Source organism: Arthrobacter sp. FW306-1B-F12A (genome assembly GCF_058781865.1).
Genome location: NZ_JBYSXD010000072.1, coordinates 1 through 17536 on the forward strand (window position 1 = coordinate 1; position 17536 = coordinate 17536).

Annotated in this window: 16 protein-coding genes; 3 read left to right on the top strand and 13 right to left on the bottom strand. The window is 64.6% G+C overall.

The annotated features are described in order from the left end of the window. Positions 1 to 133: 133 nt before the first annotated feature. The 9 genes from AC3WJU_RS21340 to AC3WJU_RS21380 form a co-directional block, all read right to left on the bottom strand. Positions 134 to 1327 (bottom strand): MFS transporter, encoded by a 1194-nt coding sequence (locus tag AC3WJU_RS21340; RefSeq protein ID WP_492260796.1) that lies wholly within the window; start codon positions 1325 to 1327, stop codon positions 134 to 136. After that, entirely contained in the window at positions 1324 to 2094 is a 771-nt protein-coding gene (locus AC3WJU_RS21345; protein WP_306963444.1) for a DeoR/GlpR family DNA-binding transcription regulator, read from the bottom strand. Before AC3WJU_RS21345 ends, AC3WJU_RS21340 begins: the two co-directional genes overlap by 4 nt. Positions 2095 to 2387: 293 nt before the next feature. After that, complete coding sequence (locus AC3WJU_RS21350) at positions 2388 to 4070, bottom strand: ABC-F family ATP-binding cassette domain-containing protein (protein WP_284751030.1); 1683 nt, start codon at positions 4068 to 4070, stop codon at positions 2388 to 2390. A 34-nt stretch (positions 4071 to 4104) separates the two neighbouring features. Next, positions 4105 to 4683, bottom strand: a complete 579-nt coding sequence (locus AC3WJU_RS21355) for a TetR/AcrR family transcriptional regulator (RefSeq protein ID WP_492260797.1) — start codon at positions 4681 to 4683, stop codon at positions 4105 to 4107. A gap of 23 nt (positions 4684 to 4706) precedes the next feature. Continuing rightward, entirely contained in the window at positions 4707 to 5987 is a 1281-nt protein-coding gene (locus AC3WJU_RS21360) for an FAD-dependent oxidoreductase (protein WP_492260798.1), read from the bottom strand. A gap of 190 nt (positions 5988 to 6177) precedes the next feature. After that, on the bottom strand, positions 6178 to 6483 hold the full coding sequence (locus tag AC3WJU_RS21365) for a hypothetical protein (RefSeq protein WP_492260799.1): 306 nt from the start codon (positions 6481 to 6483) through the stop codon (positions 6178 to 6180). 48 nt (positions 6484 to 6531) lie between these two features. Beyond that, positions 6532 to 8523, bottom strand: a complete 1992-nt coding sequence (locus AC3WJU_RS21370) for a penicillin-binding transpeptidase domain-containing protein (RefSeq protein ID WP_492260800.1) — start codon at positions 8521 to 8523, stop codon at positions 6532 to 6534. Positions 8524 to 8714: 191 nt separating this feature from the next. Beyond that, positions 8715 to 9374, bottom strand: a complete 660-nt coding sequence (locus tag AC3WJU_RS21375) for a response regulator transcription factor (protein ID WP_284988543.1) — start codon at positions 9372 to 9374, stop codon at positions 8715 to 8717. Further along, positions 9371 to 10627, bottom strand: a complete 1257-nt coding sequence (locus AC3WJU_RS21380) for a sensor histidine kinase (RefSeq protein WP_284988544.1) — start codon at positions 10625 to 10627, stop codon at positions 9371 to 9373. The genes AC3WJU_RS21375 and AC3WJU_RS21380 overlap by 4 nt, the downstream gene beginning before the upstream one ends. Before the next feature lie 269 nt (positions 10628 to 10896). Here AC3WJU_RS21380 and AC3WJU_RS21385 point away from each other — a divergent pair, with 269 nt between their 5' ends. Together AC3WJU_RS21385 and AC3WJU_RS21390 are read left to right on the top strand one after the other, a co-directional pair. Next, positions 10897 to 11988 carry an ABC transporter permease gene (locus tag AC3WJU_RS21385; RefSeq protein ID WP_492260801.1) on the top strand — a complete coding sequence of 364 codons (1092 nt, stop codon included), beginning with the start codon at positions 10897 to 10899 and terminating at the stop codon, positions 11986 to 11988. A 39-nt stretch (positions 11989 to 12027) separates the two neighbouring features. Then, positions 12028 to 12726, top strand: a complete 699-nt coding sequence (locus AC3WJU_RS21390; protein ID WP_492260802.1) for an ABC transporter ATP-binding protein — start codon at positions 12028 to 12030, stop codon at positions 12724 to 12726. Positions 12727 to 12798: 72 nt separating this feature from the next. Here AC3WJU_RS21390 and AC3WJU_RS21395 read toward each other — a convergent pair whose 3' ends face one another. Further along, positions 12799 to 13191, bottom strand: coding sequence for a winged helix-turn-helix transcriptional regulator (locus AC3WJU_RS21395; RefSeq protein ID WP_284988547.1), 393 nt, complete (start codon positions 13189 to 13191; stop codon positions 12799 to 12801). 82 nt (positions 13192 to 13273) lie between these two features. Here AC3WJU_RS21395 and AC3WJU_RS21400 point away from each other — a divergent pair, with 82 nt between their 5' ends. Then, positions 13274 to 13879 (top strand): NAD(P)-dependent oxidoreductase, encoded by a 606-nt coding sequence (locus tag AC3WJU_RS21400; RefSeq protein ID WP_492260803.1) that lies wholly within the window; start codon positions 13274 to 13276, stop codon positions 13877 to 13879. A gap of 200 nt (positions 13880 to 14079) precedes the next feature. Here AC3WJU_RS21400 and AC3WJU_RS21405 read toward each other — a convergent pair whose 3' ends face one another. The 3 genes from AC3WJU_RS21405 to AC3WJU_RS21415 form a co-directional block, all read right to left on the bottom strand. Continuing rightward, the gene (locus tag AC3WJU_RS21405; RefSeq protein ID WP_441432831.1) at positions 14080 to 15525 is read right to left on the bottom strand and encodes a phytoene desaturase family protein; all 1446 of its coding nucleotides are present in this window, start codon (positions 15523 to 15525) and stop codon (positions 14080 to 14082) included. Then, a complete protein-coding gene (locus AC3WJU_RS21410) occupies positions 15518 to 17071 on the bottom strand; it encodes a glycosyltransferase family 87 protein (protein ID WP_306963423.1) in 1554 nt (517 codons plus the stop codon). Before AC3WJU_RS21410 ends, AC3WJU_RS21405 begins: the two co-directional genes overlap by 8 nt. Before the next feature lie 190 nt (positions 17072 to 17261). After that, positions 17262 to 17402, bottom strand: a complete 141-nt coding sequence (locus AC3WJU_RS21415) for a hypothetical protein (RefSeq protein ID WP_172465581.1) — start codon at positions 17400 to 17402, stop codon at positions 17262 to 17264. Between the last annotated feature and the right edge of the window lie 134 nt (positions 17403 to 17536).

A 17536-nucleotide genomic window follows, 5' to 3' on the forward strand; every position in this document is an offset into this window, starting at 1 on the left:
CCCCAGCCGCCCCCTAGCTTCGCAAGCTCAGCCAGGGAACCCTGCGGCTGTGGGCCCTCGGCCAGGGAACCCTGGCGGCGTGGGCCCAGCAGTTGTTGTCGTTTTGACGCGTCATAACGACAACAACTGCGAGTCAGTTGCTTTTAGCCAGAGGCTTCGCGGCGCCGGCCAGCCACAGGGCCATCAGGATCGGTACGCCGATCGCAAGGAGGGCCATGTGGATGCCGGTGTGGTCACCCAGGTATCCCAGAAGCGGCGGGCCGGCTAGAAACGCCACATAACCGATGGTCGAGACCACCGAGACGCGTGCGGCCGCGTGTTTCGGGTCATCGGCAGCAGCGGACATGCCCATCGGGAAGGCCAGGGCTGCGCCGATACCCCAAAGGGCCGCACCCACCCCGGCAAGGACGAGGTTGCCCGCGAAAACGAAGAGAGCCAGGCCCACCGCTGCGGCGGCCATGCTGACCCGCAGCACGGCTACGCGTCCGAACCGGTCGATCGCACGGCCGCCAACGAAACGCATCAAGGTCATCGCCGCCACGAAGAGCGCGAACAACAGAGCGCCCGTCGATTCGGAAGCATTCAGGCCATCCACCGATGCCTTAGCGATCCAGTCGTTTCCGGCGCCTTCCGTCAGGGTCGCCCCAAGGACCACGACGCCGATCAACAGGGTGCGGGAGTCCCGCCAGGCGGAGGGACCCTTCACGGCGGGCGCGCCGTCGTCGGGCGCCGTTCCCGTGGTCTCGTGGGGCATGAAGTAGCGCGGCGCGGTCAAGGTGAGAAGAACCACGACGCCGGCAATGACCAGCAAGTGCTCCGGAAGTCCGACGCCTATCTCGGAAAGCCATGCACCAATCAGCGCACCCACAAAGGCGCCCCCGCTAAAGGCTGCGTGGAACTGCGGCATGATGGTGCGCCCGAGGCGATGTTCGACGTCGGCCCCCTCAATATTCTGCGAAACGTCCCACAGACCGACTCCCACACCGAAGAAAAACAGCGCCAGGGCGGTGCCGGCCACGGATCCAGCCATCAGCGAGAAGGCAATAGCCGCTCCCGCCGAGGCGGCCAGCAGCCCGGCTGCGCGGACGGTATTGGCCGTACCGATCCTGCCGACAACCCACCCCGCGGAGGGCAGCGCCACAAGGGACCCGACGGCGGTGCACAGCAGGAGGGTACCCATCTGCCCGGACGTCAGGTGCAGGGTCTGGGTGACGGCGGGGATGCGCGCCGCCCAGCTGGCAAATACCAGCCCGTTCATGCCGAAGACCAGGAAAGTGGCGATTGCCGCGGCCTTGACGTTCGGAGCGGTTCGGGTGCTGGTGGTCATACGATCACAACTTCCACGGAGAGATTTTCAAGTAGGGTTCGTTCTTCGGTGCTTGGCTTCCGGTCCGTCACAATGACATCTACCGCGTCCATGGCTGCAACCAAGGCCACGGCCTGTGCATTCCATTTGCTTCCTGTGCAGGCCACGATCACCCGGCTGGCCGATTCCAAGCCTGCCCGCTTGATCGCGGCGTCCTCGAGATCGTGCGCCAGCAGGCCGTCCTTGAGGTTGATGGCACACGGCGTCACGATGGCGGCATCAAAGCGCAATGAGCGGATGTTGGCCTCTGCCATTGGTCCCCGGAACGACTGCTCTCCGGGAACCAGGCTGCCGCCGGGCAACAGGAGGCCCGGACGCCGTCCAGAGGGAAGGTCCGTGGCCAGGAACTCCACCGCGCGTAGGGACATCGGCATGATGGTCAGTTCACGCTGCGCGAGCCGGCGCGCGATCTCCGTTGCCGTGGAACCGCTGTCCAACCACACGTGATCGCGGTCGCGGAGCAGCCGTTCGACACCGACGGCGATTCTCTCCTTGGCGTCCTGGTCCTCGAGTTCGCGCTGCCCGTAGCCGGGGTTGTCGCCGCGGTCAACGAGGCTGCGGGCCCCGCCATGCACCCGGCGCAGGACACCGTGGGACGCGAGGATTTCCAGGTCGCGCCGAATAGTGGCCCCCGATGCCCCGCATTCGGCAACCAGTTCGTCAACGGTGATCTCTTCGCGCTTTCGCAGCAGCTCGCCAATGAGCCGGTGGCGGTCAGCAGTCCTCATGCTCATATGCTATCCAGAAATGATCATTTCATCATCTTTGGTGATCATATGGCCGCGTGGGTGGGGTGTGTAAACCGGTCGCGTGAGCCGGCAGGCACCCTGCGTGCCGAACGGCTCAAACGCTCGCTCACCTATGGGGCACTTTCGGCCGACGCTCGCTCACCAATGGTGAGCGAGCGTTCCGCGATCACACGCCATAGGTGAGCGAGGGTTCGAAGGCGCGGGACGGCGTCGTGCGTTCCCGGGCCCGCATCGGGACCCGGGCTCGGCCCCCGGACGAAGTCGGCTGGAAGTCAGCGCGCCCGCTCTACCCGCGACTCGTCCCAGACGGGCTCGTCGGACTCGTAGACTTTGCCGTCGGATCCGAAGACGAGGAAACGGTCGAAGGACTTCGCGAACCAACGGTCGTGCGTGACGGCAAGAACGGTGCCCTCGAACGCGTCGATCGCGCGCTCCAAGGCTTCGCCCGAGTGCAGGTCCAGGTTGTCCGTGGGTTCGTCCAGGAGCAGTAGCGTGGCGCCCGACAACTGGAGGAGCAGGATCTGGAACCGCGCCTGCTGCCCACCCGACAGCGACTCGTACTTCTGCTCGGCCGAGCCCACCAGCCCGTAGGAGTCGAGCGCGCCCGAAGCGGCTTCGCGGCCCAGCCCGGAACGGTGTTCGTCACCGCGGTGCAGGATGTCCAGGAGCGTCCGGCCCAGGAGGTCCGGGCGGGAATGGGTCTGCGCGAAGAATCCGGGTCGGATCCTGGCACCCAGTTTGACGGTGCCTTCGTGCGGAACTTCAGCGATTTCGACGTCGGAAACCGGCAAATGTTCGCGCTCCGGGTCGGTGCCACCGGCGGCCAGGAGCCGCAGGAAGTGGCTCTTTCCCGAGCCGTTGGAACCCAGCACGCCGACCCGGTCTCCGAACCAGATCTCGGTGGAGAACGGCTTCATCAGTCCCGTGAGTTCAAGCTTTTCAGCCACCACGGCGCGCTTGGCCGTCCGGCCTCCCTTGAGGCGCATGTGCACGTTCTGCTCGAGCGGCAGGGCTTCGGGCGGCCCGGCCTCCAGGAACTTGGCGAGCCGCGTCTGCGCAGCTTGATACTTGTTGGCCATGTCCGAGCGGAAGGCCGCCTTGGTCTTGTACATGATGACGAGTTCCTTGAGCTTCAGGTGCTCCTCGTCCCAGCGCTTGCGCAGTTCCTCGAATCGCGCATTGCGGTCGATCCGCGCGTCCACATAGGTGCCGAAGCCGCCGCCGTGCACCCAGGCGCCGGCGCCGTTGATGCCGGGTTCCAGCGTCACGATGCGGCCTGCGGCATTGTTGAGCAGCTCGCGGTCGTGGCTGATGAAGAAGACGGTCTTCTTGGATTCGTTGAGTTTGCTTTCGAGCCAACGCTTGCCGGGAACATCGAGGTAGTTGTCCGGTTCGTCGAGGAGCAGCAGTTGGTCAGGTCCGGAGAAGAGCGCCTCAAGCACCAGCCGCTTTTGCTCGCCGCCCGAAAGGCTCGACGCCGGGCGGTGCTGTGCGCGGTCAAAGGGGATGCCCAGTGCGGCCATGCAGACCTCGTCCCAGACGGTCTCGACGTCGTACCCTCCGGCGTCTCCCCAGTCCACGATCGCCTGGGCGTACCGCATTTGGGTGGGCTCGTCGTCGTGCTCCATCATGGCGAGCTCGGCGTCCTCGACCGCCTTGGCGGCCGCGGCGAGGGCCGGCGGCGCAGCGGAAACGAGCAGGTCACGGACGGTGGATTCGTCGCGGACCTGGCCGACGAACTGGCGCATGATGCCCATCGTGCCGGAACGGCCTACCACTCCCTCGTCAGGCGTAAGGTCACCCGCGATGATCTTGAACAGGGTGGTCTTTCCCGTTCCGTTGGGCCCGATCAGGGCTGTTTTGCTGCCGTCCGGGACCTTGAAGGTCACTCCGTTGAGCAGCTGGGTGCCGTCGGAGAGGAAGTAGTCGATGCCTGAAACGTCAATATGGGCCACGCGTTCAATCTTCCCACGGACCGCGGGGGACTCCTCAGCCGCCCAGGTGCTCCGCACCAACCGTGCCAGTGAGATACCGCTGGATTGTCGGCCCCAACGCCCGGACGACGACGGCGTGCGGCGCCGAGGCGATCGGCTCCAGTTTAACGAGGTAGCGGGTCAGGATGAGTCCGGAAAGCTGCGATGCCACCAGGTTTCCGCGCCACGAGGCCTCTTCCGCAGGCACCCCCAGGCCCGCGAGAAGCGGTTTGATAGCGCGGTTCAGGATGAACTCGCGGACCAGTGCGGCACTCCACTCGTGCTGCATCGCCGTGCGCAAAACCGCGACGCCGGCTGCCCCCGCTGGCGAGTCCCACACGGTCAGGAAGCGTGTCACCAGCCTCTCCCCGACGTCCTCCCGTGGCCCGTTCAAGACAGCCGACACGTGGTCCTTGGGATCCACGGGTGATTCGAGCGCAGCCATGAACAGCTGCTCCTTGGTGCCGAAATGATGGTTGATCATGGACGGATCCACGCCAGCCTCGGCCGCGATGGCCCGGACTGTTGCGGCGTCATATCCTTTGCGGCTGAACTGTTCGCGGGCCGCCCTGAGAACTGCGTCCCGGCTGCTCACTTGTCCGGGGCGGCGCCCCCTGTTCACACCGGCTTCCGCGTCACGGCGGACTTCCGGCGCGCGAAATCGGGGGCGTGCTCCGGCCGCGGGCCGAAGGCGATCATGAGTGCTGGAAATTTCCGGAACCAAGGAACGTGGAGCGCGACAAAGACCACTGGACTCGGCGGGCCCATCAACCGGCCTTTCACAGCGGGACCGAAGACCGCTTTCTGAATGACAAGCTGCACATTCTGGATCACCACGGTGGGGAACCATCGCCGCTTCTGCACCGAAGCGAGATCTGACTCGCCAAGGGTGCCTTGAAGCAATGGGCGGGCGATGCGCTGGGCAGCGGCGACGGCATCCTGGATGGCGAGGTTGATCCCCACACCGCCCGCGGGAGACATGGCGTGGGCGGCGTCTCCGATGAGGAGCAGACCGGGCTTGTGCCACGGCTTGATCCGATTGAGCTTCACGTCGAGCAAATGGAGATCGTCCATCGAGCTGATTTCGTCCACGCGGTCCGCGAGATCCGGGCGGATGCGGGCCACGCGGGCACGGAAGCTCTCCACCCCTTCTGCGCGCAATTGCGGGTCCTTGCCCTTCTCCGCGATGTAGGCGATCTGGTAATAATCCTTGCGGGTCAGGCTGAGGAGGACATCGGCACCGGAGAAGCGGGGCATGATCGAGGCCAACTGTTCCTGCTCGTCCGCGTGCCGGGAGAGCCTGAACCACCAGGTGTCGAACGGCACGGGGAACTCGCGGGGGACCAGTCCTGCCTTTTGCCGGAGCACCGAGCCGCGGCCGTCGCATGCCACCGTCAACGTCGCGCGAAGCTCCCCCGTCCCGGTTTCGACGCCGGTTGCCGCGTCCCGGGTGCGGTACGCCACCCCGGCGACCTTCCCGCCGTCGTCGTACAGCAGGTCCGTGGCCTCAGTGTTCATCCGGAGCGTGAACTGCGGCTCCTGCTGGGCGGCGTCCACCAGGAAGTTCAGGAGGTCCCACTGCGGAACCATGGCTACGTAATCGTAAGGCGGCTTGAGGCGGTCGAAGTCGGCCAGGGTCACCTCCTTGCCGCCCGCCGGGAGTTTGAAATTGCCGAGCTTGCTTTGCGGCAAGGCCCGGAATCCTTCGCCCAGCCCGAGCTCATCCAAGAGCCGGATGGTGGAGGCATGGACGGTGTCGCCGCGGAAATCGCGCAGGAAGTCGGCATGCTTTTCGAGGACCGTGACCTCGACGCCTGCCCTTGCCAGCAAGAGTCCGAGCATCACGCCCGCGGGACCGCCACCCACAACGACGCATGTGGTGCTTTCAGGCTGGTTCATGGCCACTCCCGGAGTTGAACTTCATTGCCGCAACTAATTCAACAAGCGTTGAATTAAGTGTGCACCCGCCGGAAATACCTGTCCAGAGGGCGCCCCTCCCCCCTGCGACGCTCGCTCACATATCGCCCCCTTTCGGGCGACCCTCGCTCACATATCGCGGCGATATCCCTCGCAGCTGGGCCTGCCGCGGTCAGGAAATGTTCCGTTGCGAGCCGGTGCGGCCCGGGTACGGGGTGTGTGGCAAGTTCGCGATGATCGCTGCGAACAGGACAATGTAGGCAACGAAAAACAGGACCCATAAGATGAACAGGCCGATCCCCACCCAACCGAGGATCTTTCCATCCTGGGCCGCTACCCCGAATCCCTCGGCTTTCTTAGCCTGCATAATGGCCAAGGGTCCGAAAACAACGCCCAATGAGAAGATTCCGATCACGCCGAACACGGCCGCCAGGCGCGCGTGCCTCATGCCCTCCATGTACCACTGCAACTGACCCATGCTCACAGGGCGCTGATCGGACGGTGGTGGGTCAGCGGTCTGCGACGCTCAGCCGGCCGCGGTCAGGAACGACTTGAGCAACGGGCCGCTGGTTGTTGCACCGAGACCGCCGTCTTCCACGAACACTGCCACGGCGAGGTCTCCATGCACTGCAACGATCCAGGCATGCGTCTTGGGCGGGTTGTCGTTTCCGAATTCGGCCGTCCCGGTCTTCGCGCCCACGGGCGCCCCCGGCACCGAGGCGAGAAAACCGGCGTGGCCGGAGGTCACCACAGCCCTCATCATGTCGCTAAGTGCTGCTGCCTCCGCCGGGGTGACCGGTTTGTCGGACGCCGGCGCGGCGGGAGACGCTGGCGCGGAGAGGGAGGCCGACGACGACGGCGCGCCGGACGCCGTCGGTGTGGCACCCGCGGAGGGTGAGGCTGCGCCGGGGTTCAGGACGAGTTGCGGCGACACCGGCGCGCCGTGTGCCACCGAACCGGCCATGATAGCTGCGGCGAGGGGAGAGAGCAGCACTTTGCCCTGGCCGATCATCGAAGCTGCGTGCTCGGTGCCGTCGGCGTTTCCCGGGACGGATCCCAGGAAGGCATCGGCCCCCAGCTTCGGGGCTTGGACTGCCACTCCCAATGAAGTTGCCGCCGACTCGAGCTGGGCTTGGCTGACCTTGTCCCTGGAACTGATGAAGGCCGTGTTGCACGAATGCGCGAAAGCGTCACGCAAAGCAACAGAACCAAGAGACGACGCCGGATAGCCTTCGGCGTTCTTGAAGGTCCGGCCGTCCACCGTAATTGTCGGCGTGCATTCCACCTTGGAATCCGGCGTCATTCCATTGCGGATCAAGGCGAGGGAATCGACGATCTTGAAGGTGGAACCCGGAGCGTATTGGCCCAGCATTGCCGTGTTGTAGCCGTTGCTTCCGGGCCCGGAGGCTGCTGCCAGGACGGCGCCGGTGGAGGGGCGGAGCGCCACAATTGCCGAGGCCGGGCCGACCCCGGCCAAGGTGTCTTCGGCGAGCTGTTGCAGGCGCGGATCCAGGGTGGTCTTCAGCGGATCGCCGGCCTTGGCGTCGGCGGCAAAAAGCACCCGGCGGGGGTCGGGCTTCGCGGCCTTGATCTGGTCGTCGGTCATGCCTTGCGGCCGGGCCTTGATGGAGACCCCATCCTGGCCACGGAGCTGGCTGTCGTATTGTTCCTCCAGGCCGCCGGTCCCGACGACATCTCCCGCCTTGAGGGCACCCCCGGCTTTTTGGATCTGTTCGGCGCTTGCCTCAGCGACGCTACCCAACACGGCGCGGGCGAAGGTACGCGTCGGTGCCAAAGGCAGGGAATCAGGAATGCCACGGGCCCCCGGAATCGCAGCAATCTGCTGGTCAGTGATCGTGCGGCCCTCTTGACGCAGGGTGATGGCACTGACGAATGCCTGTGGGCCGGACGCCTGGACCTGCTTCACATACGCGGCTTCGTCCACGCCGACCAGTTGCGCGAGCTTCGCCGCCGAAGCCGCGGGATCCGCCAATCCAATCGCGGTCTTGTCGATGCCCACCTGAACCACTGGACGGTAGCTGATCAATTTCGCGTCCCCTGCGCCAAGGATCTCGGCCCTGGATGGCGCAATGACAGTCTTGTCCAGTACCTCGCCGTCCTTAAGATCCGGCTCCAAGAGTGCCGAATTCCATTGGACGGCCCATTTGTCGCCCGATTTCTTCAGGGCGGCCTGGGAGGTGTACTTCCACTCCGCAGTTCCGATCTTCCACGTGAAGTTGAGCGGAACCGAGGCTTTGTCGCCATCGAGCTTTACCGCGCCGCTTTCAACCGAAGGCTTGGCCGGATCGAGGGCCGCGAACACCGCCTTGAGCTGTTCATTCGCCGCTGCGGCATCCTTGCCGTCGACGGCGAGCGATCCGACGTCGAGCGCCGCGAGGGACGACGCGAGCTGCTTGGCAGCGCCCTCCGCCCCGGAGCGGCCGTCATCACAAGCGGCCAGCGAGCCGGCGATCATCAGGGCGGCAAGCCCCAGGACAAGATTCTTGGTTTTCCCCATTTGCGCCATTATGCCTTCTCGGGCCGACAGGAATGATACAAATCACAGCACGTTGCGCTTTTGTGATGGTTGAGGCGCTCATGAATCAGGCCTCGCCCAACTAACTCGCAGTAAGTGTCGTTTTCGGGTGTCAAAACGACACTTACTGCTAGTCAGTTGGGTCCGACAGGCACCCAGGCTGCGCGCCAACCCTACTGACTCCGGATGATCCTGCGCTGGGTTGCCGCCGCGATGGCCGCGGTCCGGTTGTCGACACCCAGCTTGCCGTAAATGTGCACCAAATGGGTCTTGACCGTGGCCTCGGAAATGAAGAGTTGCTTCGCCATCGCACGGTTGCTCATTCCGGTGGCGAGGAGTTCCACGAGTTGGACTTCACGCGCGCTCAGGGCGTGCACCGGATTGCGGATCCTGCCCATGAGCCGCGCGGCAACCTCGGGCGCAAGGGCCGTCTGACCCGCGGCCGCAGCCACCACGGCCTGCCGGATTTGCTCAGGTGGAGCGTCTTTGAGCATGTATCCGCTGGCTCCGGCTTCCACTGCGGCGAGGATGTCGGCGTCGTTGTCATATGTGGTCAGGATCAGGACCGGCGGCGGGGGAGTCCCCGCCTCACCGGCTTTGATCTTGCCGGTGGCGGTGACGCCGTCCATCCCCGAGCCCATTTGCAAGTCCATGAGGACTACGTCCACCGGTTCGCCGAGGGCGTGGAGCTTCGAGAGTTCCGCCAATGCGGCTCCGCCGTCGGCCGCTTCCGCCACGACCTGGACTCCTTCGAAGTCGGCAAGCATGGCCCGGAGCCCCGCCCGCACCACGGGATGATCGTCAACCAGCAAAACCCTGATGTTGTTGGTCATGGGGACGCCTCAAGGGCTGCGTTGCTAGTGCCCAGCGGCAGCCGGATTGCCACCACGGTCCCCTCGCCGGGAGCCGACTCGACGTCGAGCGTTCCATTCAGGGCCGCTAGCCGCTCGCGCAGGCTTTTGAGCCCGACGCCGGTTCCGTCGCCACGGGTTGCCGCGGCAGCGGCCGCTGCGGGATCGAAGCCCGCACCGTCGTCGAACACGTCCATGGTTACCTCGGCATCCAGGAAGGACAGGGTGACGACGGCGGTTCTCGCCTGGGCATGCGCCCACACGTTCGCCAGGGAAGACTGAGCCGCGCGCAACAAGGTGGTCTGGTAGGGGTTGGGCAGCGCCACTGGCGTGCCCTGGAGCTCGAAACGGCAGCGCAACGTAGCTCCGCGTGCGGCCGCCTCAGCCTCGGTCTTGGTGCAGAGGCGCCGCAGCGTGTCTGCGAGCGAGGACTCGACCAGCTCCGGGGACCCCAGTCCCCGGACAAAATTGCGGGCTTCCGCCAGGTTGCTGGCCGCTGTCTCGCGGACAGTCCTGAGCCGATCGCGGGCCGCGGCGTTGTCACCGGCGTCGAGGGCTTTCTCCGCCGAGCGCCCCATCAAGACGATGCTCGAGAATCCCTGTGCCAAGGTGTCGTGTATTTCACGTGCGAGCCTTTCGCGCTCGGCCAGCGCACCGGCGTCGTGCTGGCTTTGTGCCAGCTCGGCCCGGGTCCGGCGCAATTCCTCAGCGGCGAGTCGCTGGTTCTCCGCCTCGACGTACAGCGCCCGATACGCCAGGCCGGTGACAACCGCGAAGGCGGCCCCGAAAAGAGGCCCGAGGACCATGGCAAGTTGCAGGGCATCCGCCCCGGCACCACGGTTGTGGAACCACATCGCCGCGATCAGGAGTGCTGTGCTGACAGCAATCGCGGGGAGGGCGATGCGCCGCGGCAGGATATGCAGTTGCAGGAAGAACAACGGGAAAGCTATCCAAGCGAAATCCGGACTGATGAGCATGAGCAGCAGCCACAGGAAACCAACGACGGCGAGCCACCACCGCGCGTAAGGCTTCGGATCGAAGCGCTCAGGATGGCCGGCGTGCCTCTTTTCAAGGACCGTCCCCAAGAGGTAGACGGCAGCCAGCAGCAGGGCCAGGCCGAGGCCTGCCCAAGTGGCGAAGGGCGAAAGGCCCGCGATCGCAAGCCTGACGACTGCCACGAAGAGAAGCACCGCAAAACCAACGTGCAGGCTGACGCGCAGGACGCGCAAAATCATGGCCGAGCCACTTGGCTGCTGATGTGGCGCTGGCTGCGGCTGCGCCGTGGGTTGGGGCGAATCGTCTCCCTGCATGCCTTCCAGCGTAGCCTCGCCCGCCGACACTTTTACCCCGATTCGGCGGTATGCGGGCCCAATCAACCGAATGGTTGATCCGCGGGTCAATCAAGGCGACCGGAGGAGTCCATCCACTTCCCGATGTTTCACGCGCCCCCTGCCCGGAGAGTTGAAACAGGACCAGAAGATCGCCTCCGACCCAAAGGAATTCCATGTTTCTCGCCATACGCGACATCCGCTTCGCCAAGGGCCGCTTCGCCCTCATGGGAAGTGTCGTCGCCCTCATCACACTCCTCCTCGTCATGCTCTCCGGGCTTACAGCGGGCCTAGGCAACCAGTCGACGTCGGCCATTGCCGCACTTCCGGTGCAGCAAATTGCCTTCGGCGCGCCGGCTGGAGGCGAGGCCAAGGCCTCCTATACGGAATCGGAGGTCTCCAACAAGCAGCTCGAAGCTTGGCGGAACCGGCCGGGTGTTGCCTCTGCCGAAGCCATTGGTATTAGCCAGACGCGGTTCCAGTCCCTCGATTCCGCCAATAATGCTGCCGGCACTGCGAACGTGGCGGTCTTCGGGGCCGACGGCGGCATCTCACCTGTGGCGGTGAAGGAAGGCGAGGTGGTGGTCGGGGAGTCCTTGGCGAAGGAACTCTTGCTGAGTACCGGGAGCAGGGTGACGGTAGGCGGTACGGGTCTGACGGTTTCCGCCATCACCCAGGACGAGTGGTATTCACACACCGGAGTCGTCTGGACCTCCCGGGCTACGTGGCAGAAGCTCGCACATATTCCTGCCGGGGAATCGATTGGGACAGTCCTTGCCGTGGAGTACGACGCCGGAGCCACCGTGGATCTTGACGCCGCCAATGCGGTGGCCGGCACTGTCAGCGCCACCCCGAGCGGCTCGTTCCAGGCCCTCGGCTCCTACAAGAGCGAAAACGGCTCCCTCATGCTCATGCAGGCCTTCCTCTATGGCATCTCCGCGCTTGTCATCGTTGCATTCCTGACCGTCTGGACTGTCCAGCGCACGCGCGACATCGCGGTGCTCAAGGCCATGGGCGCCTCGTCCGGCTACGTGGTGCGGGACGCGCTGGTCCAAGCAGGAATCGTCTTGCTCGCCGGCGCGGGACTGGGTGGCGGCCTTGGCGTTCTGGGCGGCTTCTTTGCTGCCAAGGCGGCCCCGTTCCTCGTGACCCCGCTAACTACCCTCGTCCCGATCACCGGGATCGTGCTCCTTGGGCTTGGCGGTGCGGCGCTGGCAGTACGCGGCATCACCAGAGTGGATCCGCTTATTGCCCTCGGCGGCAACTAGGCCAGCCCCGAAACTTAATATTCCACGAAAGGCATATCAATGAACCCCGTACTCAACCTCGTCAACGTCACCTTGGAGTATCCGGACGGCGATTCCACCCTCAAGGCCCTGGATGCCGTGGATCTCAGCGTGGACGCCGGCGAATTCTTTTCCCTCGTGGGCCCGTCCGGCTCCGGGAAGTCCTCGCTTCTCGCGGTGGCGGCAACTTTGGTCCGGCCGGGTTCCGGGCTCGTTATTGTCGACGGCACGGTTGCCACAGGACTCAAGGACACCGAACTCACTGCCCTGCGCCGGGAAAAGGTGGGCATCATCTTCCAGCAACCCAACCTCCTGCCTTCGCTGACCGCCGTCGAGCAGTTGATCCTCGGCGACCATTTCCGGGGGAAGCCGGCCAAAGCGGCCCGCAAGCGCGCTACGGAACTGCTCGACGTCGTCGGGCTCGGGCCTTCTCTCACTAAGCGGCCGCACCAGCTCTCGGGAGGCCAGCGGCAGCGCGTGAATATCGCGAGGGCGCTCATGGGCCAACCCAGGGTGCTGCTCGTCGACGAGCCGACCGCGGCCTTGGATCACGAGCGTAGTGAATCGATCGTGCGGCTGCTGCGCGAGGTCACGGACGAGTTCGCGACGGCGACCGTCATGGTCACGCACGACACCGAGTTCCTGCCGCTCACCGATTCGGTCGCGACCATGCGGGACGGGCGCCTCGGTGCGGGCGTCCCCGTCGGGACACCCAACTGACTCGCATTAGATGTCGTTCTGAGCCCTCAAAACGCCAACAAATGCAAGTCAGTTGGGCGAAAGCGCGAACGGTCAGCCCCCGATGACAGCCTCGTCCTGGGCATCGTCATAGGCATCGCGGGCCTTGAGAATGCTGGGCACATGGTCCTCCGCCCAGAGACGCAGCAGGGTCAAAGGCTCCAGCAGGGAAGCTCCAAGCTCGGTCAGTTCATAGTCCACGCGCGGGGGCACCTGCGCGTGGACAGTCCGGGTGATGAGACCGTCGCGCTCAAGGGTGCGAAGGGTCTGGGTCAGCACCTTCGGCGTCACGACGTGGACCATCTTGCGAAGCTCGGAGAAACGGATGGGACCGTCCGCGAGGACCTGGACCACCAACGAAGCCCATTTGTCACCGATGCGCTGAAAGATCACCCGGGACGGACAATCAGGGTCGAGGACGTTTGCCGGCAGGTCGTTGGTATCCATGAGGTAACTAAGTTCCTTTGAAGCTATCAGTATCAATTAGATACTGTTTTGATATTGCAAGGATAGCAACCCAAGGAGAGTCATGAAAATCGCAGTTTACGGCGCAACAGGCATGGTCGGAAGCCAGATCGTCAACGAATCCCTCACCCGCGGCCACGAAGTCACCGCTATCTCCCGCAAGGGCTCAGAGGTTGCCGGAGCGAAGGCCTTCGCTGCCGATCTCGCTGATGGCGAGAGCTTTGCGAAGATCGCCAAAGAGCACGACGCCGTCATCCTCGCCACCGGGCCGAGCCGCACCGGCGGCGACCACGGAGAGTGGCTTGCGGCAATGGACACCGCCTACAGCAACGCAGAAGGCACCCGCCTCATGATCGTGGGCGGAGCAGGCACGCTGGAGATCGACGGCGTTCGCCTCCTCGATTCGCCCGACTTCCCTGAGGCCTATAAGGCCGAAGCAACCACGGCGGCCGCAGCATTCGCCGCCGTCAAGGAAGCTCCAGAGAGCCTGGACTGGACAGTGCTCGCACCCGCGCCTGTCATCCAGCCAGGTGAGCGCACGGGAAAGTACTCCACTGCCAAGGATTCCCCAGCAGGCAACACCATCTCCACCCAGGACTACGCCGTAGCCATGCTGGACGAAATCGAAACTCCTGCCCACCGCCGGGCCCGCTTCACGGCAGCCAACTAACCCAACGCTCGCTCACGTATAACGGCCCATTTGCCAACGCTCGCTCACATTTGAGGGAAAAGCACCGATCGCTCCTGCAGATCATCTGCAGGAGCGATCCGCCGGTCGGCCTCATAGGTGAGCGAGCGTTTCGGATTTCGACGGCATAGGTGAGCGAGCGTCGAGGAAAAAGGGCAGATACGTGAGCGAGCGTCGAGGGGTTACGCGCCCAAACCCAGCCCGGGTACCTGCAGTCCAAACATGTCCTTCAAGGCATATTTGGCAGCGTGATACCCGGGCATTCCTGTTACTCCGGGTCCTGGGGGCGTGGACGAGGAGCACAAATACACCCCCGGCAAAGGGGTCCGCCACGGTACCGGAGAGAGCACGGGACGCTGCACGAGCCCTCGAATGTCCATAACGCCCGCGCTGAAATCGCCGCCTAGATAGTTCGCGTTGTAGCCGGCCAAGCCTGCCGCCGTCGTCGTCTTCCAGCCAACCACCACGTCGCGGAAGCCCGGCGCGAATTCCTCGATCCGGGACATGACCGCCTCGGCCATGTCCGTGGTCGAACCCTTGGGTACGTGGCAGTAGGACCAGAGAATGTGCCGCCCAGCGGGAGCCCGCCCGGGATCCACGATGGAGGGCTGGGCCACCAAGACGTAGGGCTTCTTGGGATGTCGGCCGGCCGCTACCAAGTTCTCGGCCTCGGCCATGGCGGCGCGCGTGCCACCCACGTGCACTGTCCCGGCGGCTGCCAGCCCCGGAGCTGCCCAAGGCACCGGCCCGGACAGGATGAAATCGACCTTGCACGCTGCATTCCCGAAACGGAATGTTTCAAGCGACCGCCGGTAGCGATCGGGAAGCGCCGCACCCGCCATGCGCAGCAGTCCTGGGGGCGCAACGTCCAGCAGGATCGCCTTCGCGGGACGCAACTCTTGCAGTGCGTCTATTTGCACCCCGGTTTCAATCACTCCGCCGTGGGCCTCGATGTCCCGGACCATGGCCTCCGCAATAGCAACGGAGCCACCAACGGGAATGGGCCACCCGCCGGCATGAGCCAACCCACCCAGAAGGAGTCCCGCCCCCGCGGCAGCGAGCGAAGGCAGGGGAGCGACGGCGTGCGCCGCGACCCCGGTCAGGAGTGCGGGAGCCGCATCCCCGGCGAAGCGCCGGTTCCACCACGGCGAACCCTGCTCCAAGGTTGCAAGGCCGAGTCGCAACGCCGCCACCGGATCGGCAGGCATCCGCAGCAATTGGTTCTGCGTCACGTCCAGCACCCCGCCGAGCCGCTCCACCAGCGGTCCCAACAGGTGCGTAAACGCAGCTCCGTCGGCCCCGAGTTCAGAAGCGGTCCGCTCCAGTGAGCGATACGCGAGGGCTGCCCTGCCGCCGTCGAGCGGAGTTCCGTATTGGACCTCAGGCAAACGCAGCTCCACGCGCCGCTCGAGTTCGAATTCCCGGAAGAAACGCGAAGCCAGCGCCATCGGATGGACCGCGGAACAGACGTCGTGGACGTGCCCCGGTTCCAGCAGTTCTGCCGTCCGCGTGCCCCCACCGATCGTCTCGGCGGCCTCGTAGACCCGTACAGCCAGTCCCGCGCGGGCCATGACTACCGCTGCGGCCAAGCCGTTCGGTCCGGAGCCGACGACGGCGACCTCAGCCATCGCGTTCGGCCTCGCCGTGCGTAGACGGCACTGAGTCGTGCCCGGGCGGCGCGGCGTGGTCAGTCGCCCGGGACGCACCCGAGAGCACAGTCGCCCTCCGCCAAGGCAGCACTGATGCCGCCGGACTCTTGAGGTCTATCCGGAACCAATCCTGGGCCCCGTTGAACACACCACCGTGAGGATCATCCACCCCCTGGACTCGGAGGGGATCCAGATGGGGTTCCCAGATGTCCCACGCAACCCGCAGCATCAAATATGCCGTCGCGGCCATGTGTAGCATCACGGCCATGACGTAATACGGCATATCGATATTGTTCTGCGCGGCCCCGCCGCTGCTCGTCTGGCCCAGATACATCCATGTGGCGGTCCAATGCAACGCCTCGGCGGCCTGCCAGAGCAGGAAATCGCGCCAGTTGGGTCTCGCCAAAGCCAGCAATGGCACTAGCCAGAGCACATATTGCGGCGAATAGACCTTATTGCTCAGGATGAAGGCCGCCACTATCAGGAACGTCAACTGGGCTAGCCGCGGGCGCCGTGGCGCTGTCAGCGCCAATCCAGCAATCAAAACGCAGGCAATGAGGAACATGTCCATCGCCAGGGCATTGATGGCTTCCGGGCCAAGCTGCACCAGTTGAAGTCGCTCCGCAACGAGGTTGTAGGCGAACCAGGGCGAGCTGTAACCCGCGGGGCGATCGCGGGTGTAGTCGAAAAAGTAGCGCCAGCCGGCCGGATTGACCGCTGCGACCGGCACATTGACTGCCAACCAAGCCACCGTCGCGGCCAGGGTGGTCACAAACAGGACCCGCAGCCGGCCGGTGCGTAGCGCGAGCAGAAGAACTGCGCCCAGTATGAGCAGCGGATAGAGCTTGGTTGCCGTCCCCAAACCGATGAACAGACCGGCCAGGACGGGACGTTCCTTAGCGAAGAAGTACATCCCCACCGCAAGCATGGCCACCGCCCACATGTCCCAATTGATGACTCCGGCCAGCACAATCCCGGGCGCCAGGGCCACCATGGCCGCGTCCCACGGCCGGCGCCGGTTGATGCGTGCGGTGGCCAGGACAACCACGATCCACATGGCCGCAATCAGCGTGGCATTCACATCGAAATAGCCAAGGATCCGGTCCGGGCTGGCACCGCGCCCTGGCACGAGCCATGCAGTGATACCCGCTATCAGCCCCGTGATCACGGGATATTCGAAGAGGGCCTTCTGGTCGAAGAGCGGAAACACGCCATCTGCAAGGCCCCGGCTGCTGAAAAGTTCGGGGAAATCCGAGTAGCAGGTGGCGTAGAACTGCTGCGGAGTGTGCCAGCCGTTAACGCGGCAATAGCCCTTGATCAGTATCGACAGGAGTGCCGCAACGATCGTGAGGATAATCAGGACCCGTTCAACCGTGAAGAATCCCGGGGAGACCGCTCCAGGCGAGGACCGCTGCCCGAGGGGTCCTCCGATCAACTCGGTGAAGCTCCTGAGCAAGGAATCACTACGGCTGGGAACCACAAAGCGAGCACGTTTTTCCTGGCTGTGCGGCTTCGTCTCCTGCATGGAATCGAGCTTAGCGCAGGCGCGGGGGACGGGATCCGGCCAGGCGCGGGGGAGGGGATCCGGCCAGGACAGCCCGTCCCAACTCGGGCCCGTTAAAAGGCGGAAGCCCACGCATAGCCGCGTGGGCTTCCGAGGCGAACGGTCCGATGTGTGCCATCAGTCCCTCCTGAAGTGCAATGGTGGGGGACACTTAGCGGATGATGCCCATTTGGTGCAGGACGACGTAGACATCTTCGCGGCGTTGATCCAGCAGTTGTCCGTTGAAGAGGGTCTTGTCTTTGACGACGGGCTTGCCGTTGAAGACCATCAGGTCCTTGAGGCGCTTGGCCAAGGTTCACCTCCTTTCGTAGTGAAGAGAATTGCCGGAATTCGGGCATGACAATTAAGCGGCTCATCGCATTTGAGGGTGTAATCGCGGTCTGAATCCGCCGGTTTCGAGGAGTGATCGGGCGATGTAGTTGGCAA